This window comes from Bacteroidota bacterium (assembly GCA_016699695.1).
In the GTDB taxonomy this organism is placed as follows: Bacteria; Bacteroidota; Bacteroidia; order Bacteroidales; family UBA10428; genus UBA10428.
Map to the genome: position 1 here is coordinate 1,478,889 of CP065006.1, position 15,384 is coordinate 1,494,272.

A 15,384-nucleotide genomic window follows, 5' to 3' on the forward strand; every position below is an offset into this window, starting at 1 on the left:
CTACACGATTATGAAAGCTTTGACATTCCGTCTGGGTATTCTTTCCGCATCGCTTCTGCTTTTTTCAAGCTTTTTGCAGGCACAAGGCTGGCAATACAGCCAGCATTTGTCGGTTGCTGAATACAAAGCAGAGACCCGCGGCTTAACGCTCGACAGCGACACCAACCTTTACATGACCGCTTTCTACAGACCTGTCACCGGCGACTCCGCCACCCTTGTTGGTCCGCATGGAGAAAAACGTTACCCCACTGCCGGTAACCAGGATATTTTACTGTTGAAGTTTACGCCCGAAGGCGATACCCTCTGGACACGGCGCATATTCGGTACACAGAGCGATTACCCGAGGGAGGTAGCCCTGGACAACAGCAATAATCCTTACCTGGCAGGTATTTACCTGCGTTCGACACTTACCATTCAGGACCAGGTGCTGCCTAACCCTACAGACACAGGGTATGATATCTTTCTGGCTCGCTATACCAGCAGCGGGGGCAATGGATTTGCCCGTCGCGTGGCATGGGGACCATTGGATGATGAGGTAGATAAAATTGCCCTCGATGCAGCCAACAATGTGTATATGACAGGAACTTTCTACAACACCCTCTTTTTCGAGGGTGATACGCTTACCACGCCGACTGCTGTAGAAAAGTACATTTTTATTGCCAAGTTTAAGCCCAATGGCGATTTTATTTGGGCCAAATCACTACCCTTGTCTACCACAACCGGAGACTTGCTGGATATTGCAGTCCACAACCTCAATGAAATATATGTAAGCGGTTTTTTTAAAGGTACCCTCGATTTTGGAGACACCCTGCTTACCAGTGCGGGTAGCGCAGATGATATTGTATTGGCTAAAATGGACAGCACCGGCACCTTTAGCTGGGCGCGCCGTGCCGGCACCAATGGTTTGGCCGACAGGGCCAATGGACTGACTACCGATGCGGAAGGATCGGTTTACATTACAGGCTATTTTAATGATACAGCAGATTTCTCTGGCACAGAAATTATATCCCTTGGCTTCTCAGATATCTTTTTAGCCAAATATAACAATTCCGGCAGCCTGCAATGGGTCTCCCGCAATGGTGCAGCAGGTACCGATATTGCCTATGGTGCTAAAATCCGCGAAAACCTGTTGCAAACCACTGGCAATTTTGCGGGCACCGTTACATTTAACAACAAGACGTTAACTACAGAGTCCATAGCTAACCGAAATGCAGGTTTTTTTGTATACGACCTGGATGGAAACCCCATTACTGCGCAGGATGTACCAGCAAGCACTTCCCTTGAAGACCGGGGCGAATACATTGAATTTGACCCTGCAGGCAACACTTACATAGCAGGCTGGTTTCGCTCGAACAACCTTTACCTTGGGGCCGATACCCTTATAAAAGGAACCATTATATTAGACTCTGTATCCAACGCTTTTCTGGCTAAATACGAGAATCCTTTCTCGGCTACCTTTTCGCAGCGCAACAACCCAATTTGCAATGGTATACCTACCGGCTCGCTGGTGGCTACCACCTATTTTGGCACCGCACCCTACCAGTATGAATGGAGCCCCAATGTGAGCAGTTATACCGACTCGCTGGCAACCAACCTGGGTGCCGGCAGTTATTGGGTAAAAGTTAAAGATGCCCTGGGCGATTCGGTACAAATCAGTACCTCCCTCACCCAACCTGCGGCCATTGTCATCACCACCGACTCCACCAACATCGCTTGCCACGACAGCCTTACCGGCACCCTCAGTGCAAGTGCTACAGGTGGAACCGGTACTTTGACTTATGCCTGGACAGGGGGCAATTCTCAAGCAGGCAACCTGCCCAGCCAAACAGGACTCGAGCCTGCAAAATATTTCGTCACCGTTACCGATGCAAACAGTTGTGTGGCTGTCGACTCTGTGATCTTAACCCAGCCCGAGGCCATCACCTTCGGTCCGGTAACCACCGTGATTGAATCGCCCTATCTGGCATTTAATGGCAAAATATTCACAAGTCCGCAAGGCGGAACGCCGGCTTACACCTTCCAGTGGGATTCGCTTGGAGTAATGTTGCCGGGCGAAACTTCCGATTCGCTCGTGAATCGTTCCGAAGGGTACTACACCCTTACCCTCACCGATGCCAGCTTGTGTGTGGCCGATACCACTATCCTTCTTCCTGGTGAAACTTTTAGGGTCGATTTACAAACAATTAATAATGTTTCGTGCTATGGGCTAAGTAATGCTTCAGCCCTGGCAACCATTGTAAGTGGCAACAAAGGCGCTGCTGTAACTTATAGTTTTACCGACAGCCAGCTTAATCCGCTGGTTCCGGTCAATGACAGCACAATCACCAATCTGGCTATTGGCTGGTACTATGTCACAGCCACCGAAACCGAAGGAGATTTGCGCACTGCCACCGACAGCCTGCTCATTACCCAACCCGATAGCCTGGAGCTTAGCATGAGCAGCGATACAATAGCCTGTTTTGGCGACAGCACCGGTTTTATCAACCTTATGGTCGATGGTGGAACCATGCCCTATCAATTTCTTTGGTCTGACGGACAGATTACTCAATCAGCCATCGATTTGAAAGCCGGCTGGCATCAGGTATTGGTTACCGACCAGAATGGTTGTCAGGCCATCGATTCGATAGAAATCATCCAACGCGACAGCATTGCTATTGCAATCAGCGAGGTAGAACCTGTTAGTTGCTATGGCAGCGCCACTGGCATTCTGCAGGCCGATGTAAGCGGTGGGGTGGCTCCCTATGCCTATGATTGGAACCCCGGATTGCAAGACCAACCACAAATTCTTTACATTCCTGCCGGCGATTATTCTGTAAGCATCACCGACAATCTGGGGTGTATTCAAACAGGGAATTATACACTTGGGCAACCTTCGGTACTATTTATTCTTTCTGCCGACTCAAGCAATGTAAGCTGCTACGACAGTGAAGATGGTAGTCTGTCTGTAATCATGTCAGGTGGTACAGAACCCTATTCCTACAACTGGGGACCCTCGCTGCCCGATACCAACTTTATTGAAAACCTTTCCGCCCAAACTTACAACCTGGTAGTAACCGATGCCCTGGGTTGCACGAACGATTCGTTGCAGGCTATCATTCATCAACCGGCAACTGCCCTTGCTTTAAGTGAACAGATAACCAGCCATACCGACAACCTTTGTTTTGGCGATGCCGAAGGAATTTTAGAACTGCTGGCAACGGGTGGTTGGTCGGCCTATGAATACTCCATCGATTCCGTCAGTTGGCAAAGCGCTGCCCTTTTTGAAAACCTCATAGCCACTAACTATCGTGCTTTTGTGCGCGATGCCCAAGGCTGCACAGAAGAAATAGGCATCGAAATTACCGAGGCTCCTGAATTGATTATTAGCAACGAAAGTGTCGATGGTCGAACCATTGAAGTGCTGGCAACGGGGGGTACACCACCACTCGAGTATTGGCTTGACGGAACTGGTGCGCCCCAGAGTATAGGTACTTTCACCGACTTGCCCAACGGCACCTATTTTGTAGAAGTGAACGATACCCATAATTGCGGCCCGGTGCGCTCTTCAGACCTGGTGGTCAATGCCATTAGTATCGACAATCATACCCTGGAAAATGTGAATGCTTATCCCAATCCTTCAAAAGGGTTGGTGTACCTTAATCTTTCGAACCTTTCCGAAAATCAGTATGTAGTGGAATTGTTCAACGTCAACGGCAAAAGGGTATGGGCAAGAAATTATGAAGGCCTATCTGGCACAGAGAAATTAATAGAATTGAATCTAAAAGGCATACCCCCCGGAGTTTACATGTTGAAGGTAAACCATATTACACTCAGCAACAAGCTGGTGATGGAATAAAAAAACCGCAAGAGGCAGTCACGACAAATGGCTGCCTTTCTTTTTTCCTCTTTGCTAAAATTTCGGCTTCTTGGCAGTATTTTATATGTTTGCAAAAATTTTGTGTACATGAATATCCTACTTATCGGATCGGGTGGCCGCGAACATGCCCTGGCCTGGAAAATGGCCCAAAGCCCCAGGCTAAATAAGCTATACATCGCTCCTGGTAATGCCGGCACCTCCGAAATTGGCACCAACGTAGCGCTCGAGACAAACCAATTCGAGGCCATCGGTCAATTTGTGCTGAGCAATCAGGTTGACCTTGTAATTGTAGGTCCCGAAGATCCTTTGGTAAAAGGTATCCGGAATTATTTCGAAGAAAGTCCGTCACTGAAATTCATTCCCGTAATCGGTCCATCTGCAGAAGGTGCCAGGCTTGAAGGAAGCAAAGAGTTTGCAAAAGAATTTATGGTTCGCCATCGTATTCCCACAGCCGGCTATTTATCAGTAACTAAGCAAAATATTGAAAAAGGACTGGCTTTTCTCGATAAGCTCCAGCCGCCATTTGTGCTTAAAGCCGATGGTCTGGCTGCCGGAAAAGGTGTGCTTATACTCTCAGACAGAGACGAGGCCAAACGCGAATTAACGGCCATGCTCGGAGGGATGTTTGGTATGGCAAGCGAGAAAGTAGTCATCGAAGAATTTCTCGATGGCATCGAAATGTCGGCCTTTGCCATTACCGATGGCATCAGTTATAAAATACTGCCCGAGGCAAAAGACTACAAACGAATTGGCGAAGGCGATACAGGCTTGAATACCGGCGGTATGGGCTGCGTGTCTCCAGTTCCTTTTGCAGGGGAAGAATTTATGAAAAAAGTGGAAGATCGTGTGATACGCCCCACCATCGAAGGTTTGAAACGAGACGGCATTGCCTATAACGGATTTCTCTTTTTTGGACTTATGAACATAAAAGGTGAACCCTTTGTAATAGAATACAACGTGCGCATGGGCGATCCGGAAACCGAAGTGATAATGCCCCGCCTGAAAACCGACCTTGTAGAGGTATTCGAAGCGGTGGCACATAAACGACTGAACGATGTTCGGGTCGAAATAATACCAGAAACGTGTGCCACAGTAATGCTGGTTTCGGGAGGCTATCCGGGCGAATACCAGAAAGGCAAAGAAATAAGCCATTTCGAAAAAACTTCTGACTGCCTTGTATTTCATGCCGGCACTCGTCGCGAAAACCAAAAAGTGTTTACCCATGGAGGTCGAGTACTGGCCATAAGTGGTCTGGGAAAAAATCTCGACGAAGCCCTGCAAAAAGCATATGACAATGCCAATATTATCGATTTCGAGGGAAAATACTTTCGTCGGGATATTGGTCTCGACCTGAAAGCCTATATTTAATCACCTGCTTTTCCGGATTTAGTAACTAACTTCATGGCAATGAAAAAATACTACGATTTTCTGGTAATAGGTTCGGGGCTTGCTGGTCTTAGTTTTGCCCTGAAAGTAGCCGGCAAGGGAAAAGTGGCCATTGTCACAAAAAACAGACTGAGCGTAACTAATACTTCCTATGCCCAGGGAGGCATTGCGGCCGTAATGTATGCTCCCGACGATACCGAAAAACACATCAAGGATACACTGATAGCCGGCGATGGTCTATGCAACGAAGAGATAGTGCGCATGGTGGTTAGCGAAGCCCCCAAACAAATTGAAGAACTTATTCGCTGGGGAACAGAATTCGACCGCGCACAAAATGGACTGTTCGATCTGGCCAAAGAGGGCGGACACAGCGAACATCGTATTTTACATCATAAAGACAATACCGGTGCCGAAATTCAAAGGGCGCTTTCGGAGCAAGTGCGCAACCACCCTAATATCGATATTTTCGAAGACCATTTTGCTGTCGACATCATTACCCAGCACCACCTGGGTAAAGTGGTCAAACGCATCCATTCCGACATTGAATGCTATGGTGTGTATTGCACCGAGGTAAAAACTGGGAAAGTATTTACATTCCTGTCAAAAGTAACCATGATGGCAACGGGTGGATGTGGAAACCTCTACACTGCCACTACCAATCCTCCGGTGGCTACCGGCGATGGGGTAGCGATGGTTTACCGTGCCAAGGGTACCATCGAAAATATGGAGTTCTTTCAGTTTCACCCTACTTCGCTTTACAACCCTGGCGAAACACCCTCCTTCCTTATCACTGAGGCCATGCGTGGGTTTGGTGGAATATTGCGCACCCTCGATGGCGAAGATTTTATGTCGCATTACGATGCACGTGGTGCGCTGGCTCCCCGCGACATTGTGGCCCGTGCCATCGACAACGAGATGAAGGTGCGTGGCGATGATTTTGTGTACCTCGATTGCACCCACCTCGATGCCCAAAAGCTGATAGAGCATTTCCCGACCATACATGAAAAATGCCTGAGCCTTGGCATCGATATGACCAAAGATTACATTCCGGTTGTACCCGCTGCACATTACTGTTGCGGAGGCATCAAAGTCGATAAAAATGGTTGTAGCTGGATAAACCGATTGTATGCAGCCGGTGAAACGGCCTCTACCGGCTTGCACGGGGCTAACCGCTTAGCCTCCAATTCACTGATCGAAGCCATTGTTTTTGCCGACCGTGCTGCCAGGCATGCACTCGAAAATATCGATAAGTATGATTATTGCCAACAAATAAAAGATTGGGACGATTCCGGAGTGAGTGCCCCCGAAGAGATGGTTCTGATCACACAAAATTACCGCGAACTGCAATACATTCTCAGTGCTTATGTGGGAATAGTGCGTTCAAACCTGCGTTTGCGCAGAGCACTCGACAGGCTTGAAATTATTTATCGCGAAACTGATGAGCTCTTTCGAAAAACTACCCTTTCGGTAGAGCTTTGCGAATTGCGTAACCTTATTCACGTAGGCTACCTGGTCATTAAAATGGCCACTCGCAGGGAAGAAAGCAGGGGACTGCACTACAACATCGACTACCCGCCTGCAAAAAGACTAAAAGGAGGCCACCGTTAATCTAACCGGTTGATCTAGGCTCTGCACGGTTGCCAATAGCAGCGAATAGGTGATTCGATCAGACCTTCTGACTTAAGAAGATTCATTGCTTTATCGGTTTCTTTTTTGTCCATTCCGGCGAGCTCAGCAATTTCACCTGCCTTCATGGGCTTGCCTGCTGACTTCAAAACTTTTAAAACTTTTTCTTTTTTGTCCATTGAATACTGTTTAATGGGTTAACAATAGTAATTGATCCTAATTTTTAGGTTGGTAACGTTTTGCAAACTCTAAAATACAAACCCCTATTGTCTTTTCCAACAACAAGCTCCAAATCGGATGTAAGCATCTTTTTAAAAAGATAATTTTTACTCTTATGTACATTTCAGTTTATTTCTTTATATTTAGTATTAATGACTTTGGGAAAAAACAGATCTTTCTGCAAAAATTTTCCGTTTAGAGCATGACTGCATAGAACGATTTTATGGAACACGAAAATAAATCGAAAGAGGAACTGATTAAGAAGCTTTACGAAGCAGAATTGAGGTATAATCTTTTGAAACAGCATTGTGAGAAAGAGCTTTCAGACCTTACCCAGATCAAAGAAACACTTAACCTGAGTGAACAAAAGTATCGTTCTACCATTGAATCGGCACCTGTAGGAATGCACTTTTATCAACTGATGCCAGATGGCCGGCTAATCTTTACGGGAGCCAACCAGGCGGCAAGCAAATTGCTGGGAGTTGATAATTCCATATTTATTGGCAAAAGCATCGAAGAAGCCTTTCCTCCCCTTGAATTTACTGAGATACCCGATCGTTACCGAAGAGCTGCTTCCATAGGAGAATTATGGTCGACTGAACAGATCGAATACAACGAAGGAAAAATAGAAGGGGCATTCTCCGTCACAGCCTTTCAGACCGAACCGGAAAAGATGGTAGCTATGTTTTTCGACATCACTGAAAGCAAACGTGCCCAGCAGCAGATAAAGATATTTATGGAGTCGATCGATGCTTCGTCCGATGCCATTGGAATGTCCACGCCCGAGGGCAGGCACTATTATCAAAACAAAGCCTTCGACACCCTTTTTGGCAAAATCGGAGAATACCCGCCCGATACACTTTATGTTGATAAAGAAGTGGGCGATGAAGTGTTTACCACTATAATGACAGGAGCATCCTGGAATGGAGAGGTAAGAATGTACGGTGCCGACCGTCGAATCCTCGATATATACCTGAGAGCTTATGCAGCCAAGAATGAGGATAACGAAATTAAGGTGCTGGTAGGGGTGCATACCGACATTACCGAGTGGAAAAGGGTAGAGCATGAATTGATAAAGGCCAAGGAAAAAGCAGAAGAAAGCGACCGGCTTAAAACAGCTTTTCTGGCCAACATGAGCCACGAGATACGTACCCCCATGAATGGTATTCTTGGGTTTGCCGACCTGCTTAAAACACCCGGATTGTCTGGCGAGGAGCAAAAGAATTACATTACTATCATCGAGCGAAGCGGCAGGCGCATGCTCAACATCATCAACGACATTATTGATATTTCGAAAATCGAAGCCGGACTGGTAGAGTTGCATTTTAAGGAATCGAATGTGAACGATCAATTGCGCTTTATTCATGATTTTTTTGCCCCTGAAGCCAGAGAAATGGGTTTAACATTCGAATATAAATCTGGTCTTACTGAAAAAGATGCTTTGTTGCTTACCGACCGTGAGAAACTCTTTGCCATACTTACTAACCTGGTAAAAAATGCCCTTAAATACACCCGAAAAGGATCTGTACAATTTGGCTATGAGAAAAAGGCTCACTTTCTTGAATTTTTTGTGAAAGATACAGGCATTGGCATTGCCCCTTCCCGGATTGAAGCTATTTTCGAACGTTTTATCCAGGCCGATATCGAAGACCGCCATGCCATTCAGGGTGCCGGCCTGGGCCTATCGATATCCAAAGCCTATGTAGAAATGCTTGGCGGAACAATCTGGGTAGAAAGTCTCGAAGCCTCTGACCATGCACCAGGTGGGTCGACCTTTTATTTCACAATACCCTTCAAAGCCGTTAACTCTAATCCCCTACCTTATCAAGAATCGATTCCAGACACTTCTTCAGCTTCAAAGAATAATAAGCTAGAAGTACTTATCGCAGAAGACGATCCTATCTCGCAACTTTTATTAGAGATAGCCGTGAAAGATATTTGTCATACCCTGTTAAAAGCAAACAATGGACGCGAGGTGTTGGAACTATTTCAACAAAATCCGGATACCAATGTGATATTGATGGATATGCGGATGCCTGAATTAAACGGATATGAAACCACCCGACTAATACGCCAACAAAACAAGGACCTGATCATTATCGGGCAATCGGCTTATGGCATGGCCGACGAAAAGGAGAAAGCTCTTGAGGCAGGCTGCAACGATTACATTACCAAGCCAGTAGACAAACAAGTTCTTTTTCGTATGATTGAATTGCATTTAAAAGCGCACTAACATCCAATTCACTTGTAACCGGTAAGTATATTTAATTATGCCTGAAGAGCTGTGAAAAGCCTTTTATATCCCAGTCTTTCTATTTGACGTTGAGCCTTTAAACACCTGATTTTTTGGTGCATGTCGGTAAAAAAGCTATTTTTAAGCCAAACTTACCCGCATGAAATATTCGCCTATTCCAAACCTGATGTTCTCCAACAACAGGATTCGACTTTCTGAACGTTTGGCTCCAAATTCGATCGCACTTATTTTTGGGGCACACCAAATGCCACGCACCGGCGACCAATTTTTTCCCTACCGGCAAAATTCCGATTTCTTTTATCTAACCGGTATTGAGCAGGAGAAATCCATCTTGCTGCTATACCCCGGCAATCAGAATAAGGAATTCAACGAAGTGCTCTTTATTCTAAAACCTAATAAGGACCTTGAAATTTGGGAAGGGCATAAATTAACCATCGAAGAAGCCCGTAGCCAATCGGGAATTAATTCCATTAAATATATCGATGATTTTGATATGTTTTTGCACATGGCTCTCTGCAGCTGCGAGCATGTATATATGAACCTGCCGGAATGGCAAAAGTTTAAGTCCGATGTTTTGGGGCGCGATGCCGACTTTTTAAAGAAAATGCAGGAAGAATACCCCTTGCACAGCTATAAGCGATTAGCTCCAATTATCCAGGAGCTCCGTCTGGTGAAATCATCACAAGAAATTGACCTTATCAAGAAAGCCTGTGCCATTACCCGCGAAGCCTTTCTGCGGGTATTAAGCTCTACCCAGCCCGGCATGATGGAGTATGAAGTGGAGGCCGAAATAAGCTATTCCTTTCTGAAGCAAGGCGCAAGCGGTCATGCCTATGCCCCCATTGTAGCTGGTGGCAGCAACGCTTGTTGCCTGCACTATGTCGAAAACGATAAAGCCCTGGCCGACGGCCAATTACTCCTGCTCGACTTTGGGGCTGAATATGGCAACTATTCCGCTGACCTATCGCGCACCATTCCGGTAAACGGCCGTTTTACTGCCCGGCAAAAAGCCATGTATGAAGCTACATTGAGGGTATTCAAATTTGCCCGCAACCTGATGGTGCCTGGTACTACCATCAACCAATACCACAAAGAGGTATGCAAAAAGTGGGAGGAAGAACATATCGGTCTGGGTTTATATACCGCCGAGCAGGCAAAAAACCATCAAGGTGAAAACCCCTTGTGGCATAACTACTTTATGCATGGCACAGGACACTTTCTGGGGCTCGATGTGCACGATGTGGGCACCCGCGACACGGTGATAAAGGCAGGTATGGTACTCACCTGCGAACCCGGTTTGTACGTGGCAGAAGAGGGCATTGGTATTCGCATAGAAAACGATATTCTGATTACCGAAACAGGTCCTTTGGATCTAATGGCCGGTATACCTATTGAGGTAGAAGAAATTGAAAGTCTCATGCTTTCGAAGGCTACACTTTGAATTTGCGTATGGAACCTCATTTTCAATTTTACCAAAGTCACAGGATAAAATATTATACCTGCGGTAAGGGAGAAACGCTAGTGTTGCTACATGGTTACCAGGCCGATTCGCGCATCTGGGAACTTCTAATCCCTTTGCTTCAGGATCATTATTCACTGCTGATACCCGATTTACCAGGTCATGGGGAGTCACCGCTTATTCAAAGTACCAACAGCATGGAATTCCTGGCCGAAATAGTATTTAGCCTAGTTATGTCGTCGGGGTCGAGGGGTGTAACTCTTGCAGGCCATTCCATGGGAGGTTATGTAGCCTTGTCTTTTGCAGAAAAATACCCCACGCTAACCGACCGTTTGGTGCTGTTGAACTCTCATCCCTTCGAAGACAGCATCACTAAAATTCTGGCTCGAAACCGGGAATCGGAAATTATTCAATCGGGCAAAAAAGAGATACTGCTGCGCTCATTTGTTCAGAATAACTTTTGTCCTAAAAACATTTTAAGCCTTAAAAATGAAATCGACCTGGCCACCCACATAGCTCTGAGTCAGCCAGAAAATGGAATGCTTGCCGATTTGGCCGGAATGATGGCCCGCACCAACAAAGTTGCGGTGTTATTGAAAAAGCGAATCCATGCAGCCTTTATTCTGGGTAGAGATGATAAGCGAATTCCAATAAACCTGTTTGATACACTCGATAAAAACAGTTTGAAAATCAGCTGGATAAACGATTGCGGGCATATGAGCATGCTGGAGAAACCTGAGGAAGTAGCCCGAATAATCTTGGAAAATAGTTTTTAATTCTATAAAAATCAATGCTCATTAGGCAAAAAATAGAGAGGTTAAATTCGCTTTTCAGGAATAAACCTCTCTCGATAACACCCAAACTAAGATGAAACTACTTGCTTGCAACCTACTGCATAACTATTATTATTTTACGCCAATGGCATCGGCCCAATTGCCACGGTAAATAATTTCTCCTCCGTGAATTCGTTTCACAAATTTTCCAAATCTGGCATCTACTCCGGCTGTAATATTTAAAATATTACTTTCAGCTGGTATTTCATAACTTGCATTCACCACATTAACCGGTTTCAAAGGGTCGATTATAGCTTTTTTATTCTCGCCAGCCTGCCAGTCGACATGCTTGGTAAACACATATTTTAATTCGCTGTCGAGCACCAGCACACCATTGTTTTTTACTGTAAATTTAGCCCGGCAAATATCCGATTTTGCCATATCGCTTTCAGCAAGCTCTACTTCCACAACAGGCAGCGAAACATGTTCGGGGGAAGTTAAAATCATAATGGTTTCGTGTTTAATAAGCTTGCCTTCAGAATTTAAAAACTCAAAAACCAGTTCGCGGTCGCGTATGGCCTCGCTGCCAAAGTCAATGGTAGCCTCGAAATGTTTCGATTGGATATCTTTTTGCTCGAAAACAATTTTATCGTGAAACAAAACCCTTACCTGTGATACGGCAGAGGTTAAAAATAATTCGACCGGTACTTTGTTTGTATATATCTGTTGATTACGTGGCGATGTAAGTATTGCCTGAATATATTCGGAGATATCGTACCACACAGGACGCGGATGACCGATGGTGTCGTTAAGATCGCTATAGCCCCAGAAGCCAAACCAGGCCTCGGGATATGGATCGTGGGTATCGGGAGCACCGGCTTTCCACCATCCATCGGCATAGTAAAAAGGGCAGGCTCCGTTAATTCCACCATCGAGTGCGTCAGAGTAATTGCGGATAAGCCATTCGGCTTGCTTTTTATAGGTATTTCCACCATATAAACCATAACCAATTTGCGAAACGGACATGCCAAACTCGGTCAGCAGAAATGGTTTCTCTTGTCCATACAAATCACGCAAATACTCGAAATGGGGCCCAAATCCCTGGGTATAAATATGGTCTTCGTTATGATCGTAGGTATTACAGGCGTAGACATCAAAAATATTCTGGTCGACATACTCTCCCACCCTCGAGTTAATTGAGAAAGTGACAGGAACATCCGGGTGCTCGCTGTGAATAATATCGCGCAAGTCAAGCCAGAGATTAACGGTAGCTTCAGCACCCTGATTGTAGATATGGCCTGGCATAGGCTCATTCATTATGAGATAGGTAATTATACAGTCGTAATTTTTAGTGTATGCCATCGTCTCCTTCACATGTTGCTTGGCATCTTCCACAAACTGCGGATCTTTAAACTCGCCATGGGGTTCAATCCACAATCCAAAAATGAGGTACAGCCCCGATTCCTGAACCACTTTTACTTCCTCTTCGGTAAGATCGCTCCAGGTTCTGATAGAATTAAAACCTGCCTCTTTAATAAGCTTCAGGTCATTTCGCATACGTGCCAATTGCAGTTCCCTTTTATCCTTGTAAGGGTGCTCTCCGGGACGGGCTCCAATTTCGTAACCAATGGAGCTTATAAATGTTTTCTCTCCATTGATATAATACCACCTGTCTTTGATTTCGAGATGATTGGTTTTAGTAATTACTTGCTGGTTATTTTGGCAAGCAGCCAAGAAGATAAGCGCCAAAAAGACTAAAATTCTCATTATTCCCATTACCTGTTTTAGTGAGTTACACAAATGCAATGTTATGGCTTGTTTTAAAATTGCTCAAATAATAAGCTACATCAACAATACATCAGGTAATTATTTGGCGCCTCTTAATTTTACTCAAAAAGCATTAATCGAACATATTTTTAAACAGAGGAATTCTAAATGCTGTTAAGAATAATTTGAGCTGATATGAATCTTCTACCCTAGACCTGCGCCAAACTGATATCGCTGTGCCATTCGGCGCTATTGTCTATGGCTGGCCAGAAATCTGCAGGTTTGTCAATGAGTTTCCACATGCCAAGGTGCTCGGGATTTAGAAAGTGCTCGTCGGCCATTTTTTGAAGAAAATCATGCAAAGGCTTATAAAATCCATCGACATTAAGCAGAAGTGTTGGTTTCGAGAATTTACCTAAACGCTTAAGTGTTATTACTTCAATGAGCTCTTCGAGGGTGCCGGTACCACCCGGAAGGGCAATTACGGCATCGGTGTTTTCAATCAGCATTTTTTTTCGCTGGTGCATATCATGTACCACAACCATATCTTTTACGCCAGGGTGGGCCCATTCCACCTTCACCATAAATTCCGGAATTATTCCTTTAATGAGGCCTCCCTTCTCCAGATAGCGGTTGGCCAGGGTTCCCATCAGCCCCACTGCACCCCCTCCGTAAAGCACTTGCGCCTTGCGTTTCAGCAATTCATCGGCCAGGGCAATGGTGGCATCGGTATATTTTGAATGGATTTTTCGGCTCGAAGCACAATAAACTGTGATAAGATGAGGCATAATATTTCTGGGATAAAATGAAAAATGGCTGGCAGTTCATAGTTAAAGACACTGCCAGCCAAAAAATAGTTTAATAAGAATCGTAATGTATATTCGACCACAAATAATAATGCGGATAGGGTACTACACCCGAATCGTCATAAATTCCAATCCAATCGCCATCGGAAGGTGAAGTTGCCGAGCCGTCGCCATTGGTATCGCCACCGCGGCTGTCGTCTTTAAATGAGGTGAATGCATTTGTAGCATTCTGGTTAAGCACTCCGCCCATGCCTACAACAAGCGCACTTTCGGAGGTAAACTTGATGACGACATTGCTGGCCAGGGTTAGGGAACCTGAGGCTTCAATCCAAAGGTCATTGTCGCTCAGTACAAAAGGTACCTCCGTTTCAGTATAGCTTGTCGCTGCAGGTATATCATCGTAATTGTAGGTAAATATACCGTTCATGGTATTTCCTTCGGATGGATTCTGCGGATTGAAAAAGGTGTTGGTATTGCCAATACTCATGGCGCAGTCGATCGACAAAGGAAGGGTGTTTAGGTAAAAGGTATTGTTGGCAACCACTGTATTTAAACTTGCATTGCTTACATCCAAAGCACCGTAGTAAAAGTCGCCATCTTTTCCTCCTTTGTTATGCACAAACAAACAATGTGTAATACTGGCTGAACTACCATAGATTTCGAGAACCGAAAGATAGGAGCCACTACCTCCATAATAAAATTCGCAATAGCTAAAAACAGAACCATTGGTTTCGACCAGGATGTTCTCCCAGTCGGCTACAGATGGCGAGGTAGCTGAACCATCGCCGTTGACGTCGCCTCCATGGCTATCGTCTTTTACCGAAGTAAACACAATGGGCTTCGAACTGGTGCCATTGGCAAGAATGGCTCCTTCGTCACTTACAACGAGTCCTACATTCGAAGAAAACTTTACGACTGTACCGGGCTGTATGGTTAGAGAACTGACTACCCATAAATCGTAAGCCGTAATTAAATAAACCGAATCGGCATACCAGGTTGTAGGAGTTTCAATGTCGTTTGCCACCTCCACTATATTCGAAAGCGGCTGGCCATTGTCGTTGTTGTCATCCTCTTCCTCGTTGCAGGTATAGAGAAGAAAGGGCAATGCAAAAAGAACAAAATACTTTTTCATGGTTGATAAGATTAAGTTGGTTAGATTCCACATAAGTTAATCTTTTCCAGGTACGAATACCTCATCTTCGTTTGTAAACCTATCTCCATCGGCAAAAAAAAAGAGA

The 15,384-nt window shown here is 45.2% G+C and carries 10 protein-coding genes; 6 read left to right on the forward strand and 4 right to left on the reverse strand.

Features of this window, described 5'->3' with window-relative positions:
* Positions 1 to 10 precede the first annotated feature (10 nt).
* The 3 genes from IPM71_06320 (at position 11) to nadB (ending at position 6,850) form a co-directional block, all read left to right on the forward strand.
* Positions 11 to 3,835 carry a T9SS type A sorting domain-containing protein gene (locus tag IPM71_06320; protein QQS52348.1) on the forward strand — a complete coding sequence of 1,275 codons (3,825 nt, stop codon included), beginning with the start codon at positions 11 to 13 and terminating at the stop codon, positions 3,833 to 3,835.
* A 108-nt stretch (positions 3,836 to 3,943) separates the two neighbouring features.
* A complete protein-coding gene (gene purD / locus IPM71_06325; GenBank protein ID QQS52349.1) occupies positions 3,944 to 5,224 on the forward strand; it encodes a phosphoribosylamine--glycine ligase in 1,281 nt (426 codons plus the stop codon).
* Positions 5,225 to 5,263: 39 nt separating this feature from the next.
* Positions 5,264 to 6,850, forward strand: a complete 1,587-nt coding sequence (nadB, locus tag IPM71_06330; protein ID QQS52350.1) for an L-aspartate oxidase — start codon at positions 5,264 to 5,266, stop codon at positions 6,848 to 6,850.
* A gap of 14 nt (positions 6,851 to 6,864) precedes the next feature.
* On the opposite strand, the gene IPM71_06335 is transcribed toward nadB, so the two are convergent.
* Entirely contained in the window at positions 6,865 to 7,047 is a 183-nt protein-coding gene (locus IPM71_06335) for a transcriptional regulator (protein QQS52351.1), read from the reverse strand.
* A 263-nt stretch (positions 7,048 to 7,310) separates the two neighbouring features.
* Here IPM71_06335 and IPM71_06340 point away from each other — a divergent pair, with 263 nt between their 5' ends.
* The 3 genes from IPM71_06340 to IPM71_06350 all read left to right on the forward strand — a co-directional run bounded on the left by IPM71_06340 (position 7,311) and on the right by IPM71_06350 (position 11,576).
* Complete coding sequence (locus tag IPM71_06340; protein QQS52352.1) at positions 7,311 to 9,320, forward strand: response regulator; 2,010 nt, start codon at positions 7,311 to 7,313, stop codon at positions 9,318 to 9,320.
* A gap of 160 nt (positions 9,321 to 9,480) precedes the next feature.
* Positions 9,481 to 10,782: an aminopeptidase P N-terminal domain-containing protein gene (locus tag IPM71_06345; protein ID QQS52353.1), complete on the forward strand. Its 1,302-nt coding sequence runs from the start codon at positions 9,481 to 9,483 to the stop codon at positions 10,780 to 10,782.
* 8 nt (positions 10,783 to 10,790) lie between these two features.
* Entirely contained in the window at positions 10,791 to 11,576 is a 786-nt protein-coding gene (locus tag IPM71_06350) for an alpha/beta hydrolase (GenBank protein ID QQS52354.1), read from the forward strand.
* 129 nt (positions 11,577 to 11,705) lie between these two features.
* On the opposite strand, the gene IPM71_06355 is transcribed toward IPM71_06350, so the two are convergent.
* The 3 genes from IPM71_06355 to IPM71_06365 all read right to left on the reverse strand — a co-directional run bounded on the left by IPM71_06355 (position 11,706) and on the right by IPM71_06365 (position 15,278).
* The gene (locus IPM71_06355) at positions 11,706 to 13,340 is read right to left on the reverse strand and encodes a hypothetical protein (protein ID QQS52355.1); all 1,635 of its coding nucleotides are present in this window, start codon (positions 13,338 to 13,340) and stop codon (positions 11,706 to 11,708) included.
* A gap of 209 nt (positions 13,341 to 13,549) precedes the next feature.
* Complete coding sequence (locus tag IPM71_06360; GenBank protein ID QQS52356.1) at positions 13,550 to 14,128, reverse strand: TIGR00730 family Rossman fold protein; 579 nt, start codon at positions 14,126 to 14,128, stop codon at positions 13,550 to 13,552.
* 70 nt (positions 14,129 to 14,198) lie between these two features.
* On the reverse strand, positions 14,199 to 15,278 hold the full coding sequence (locus IPM71_06365) for a hypothetical protein (protein QQS52357.1): 1,080 nt from the start codon (positions 15,276 to 15,278) through the stop codon (positions 14,199 to 14,201).
* Positions 15,279 to 15,384: the final 106 nt, after the last annotated feature.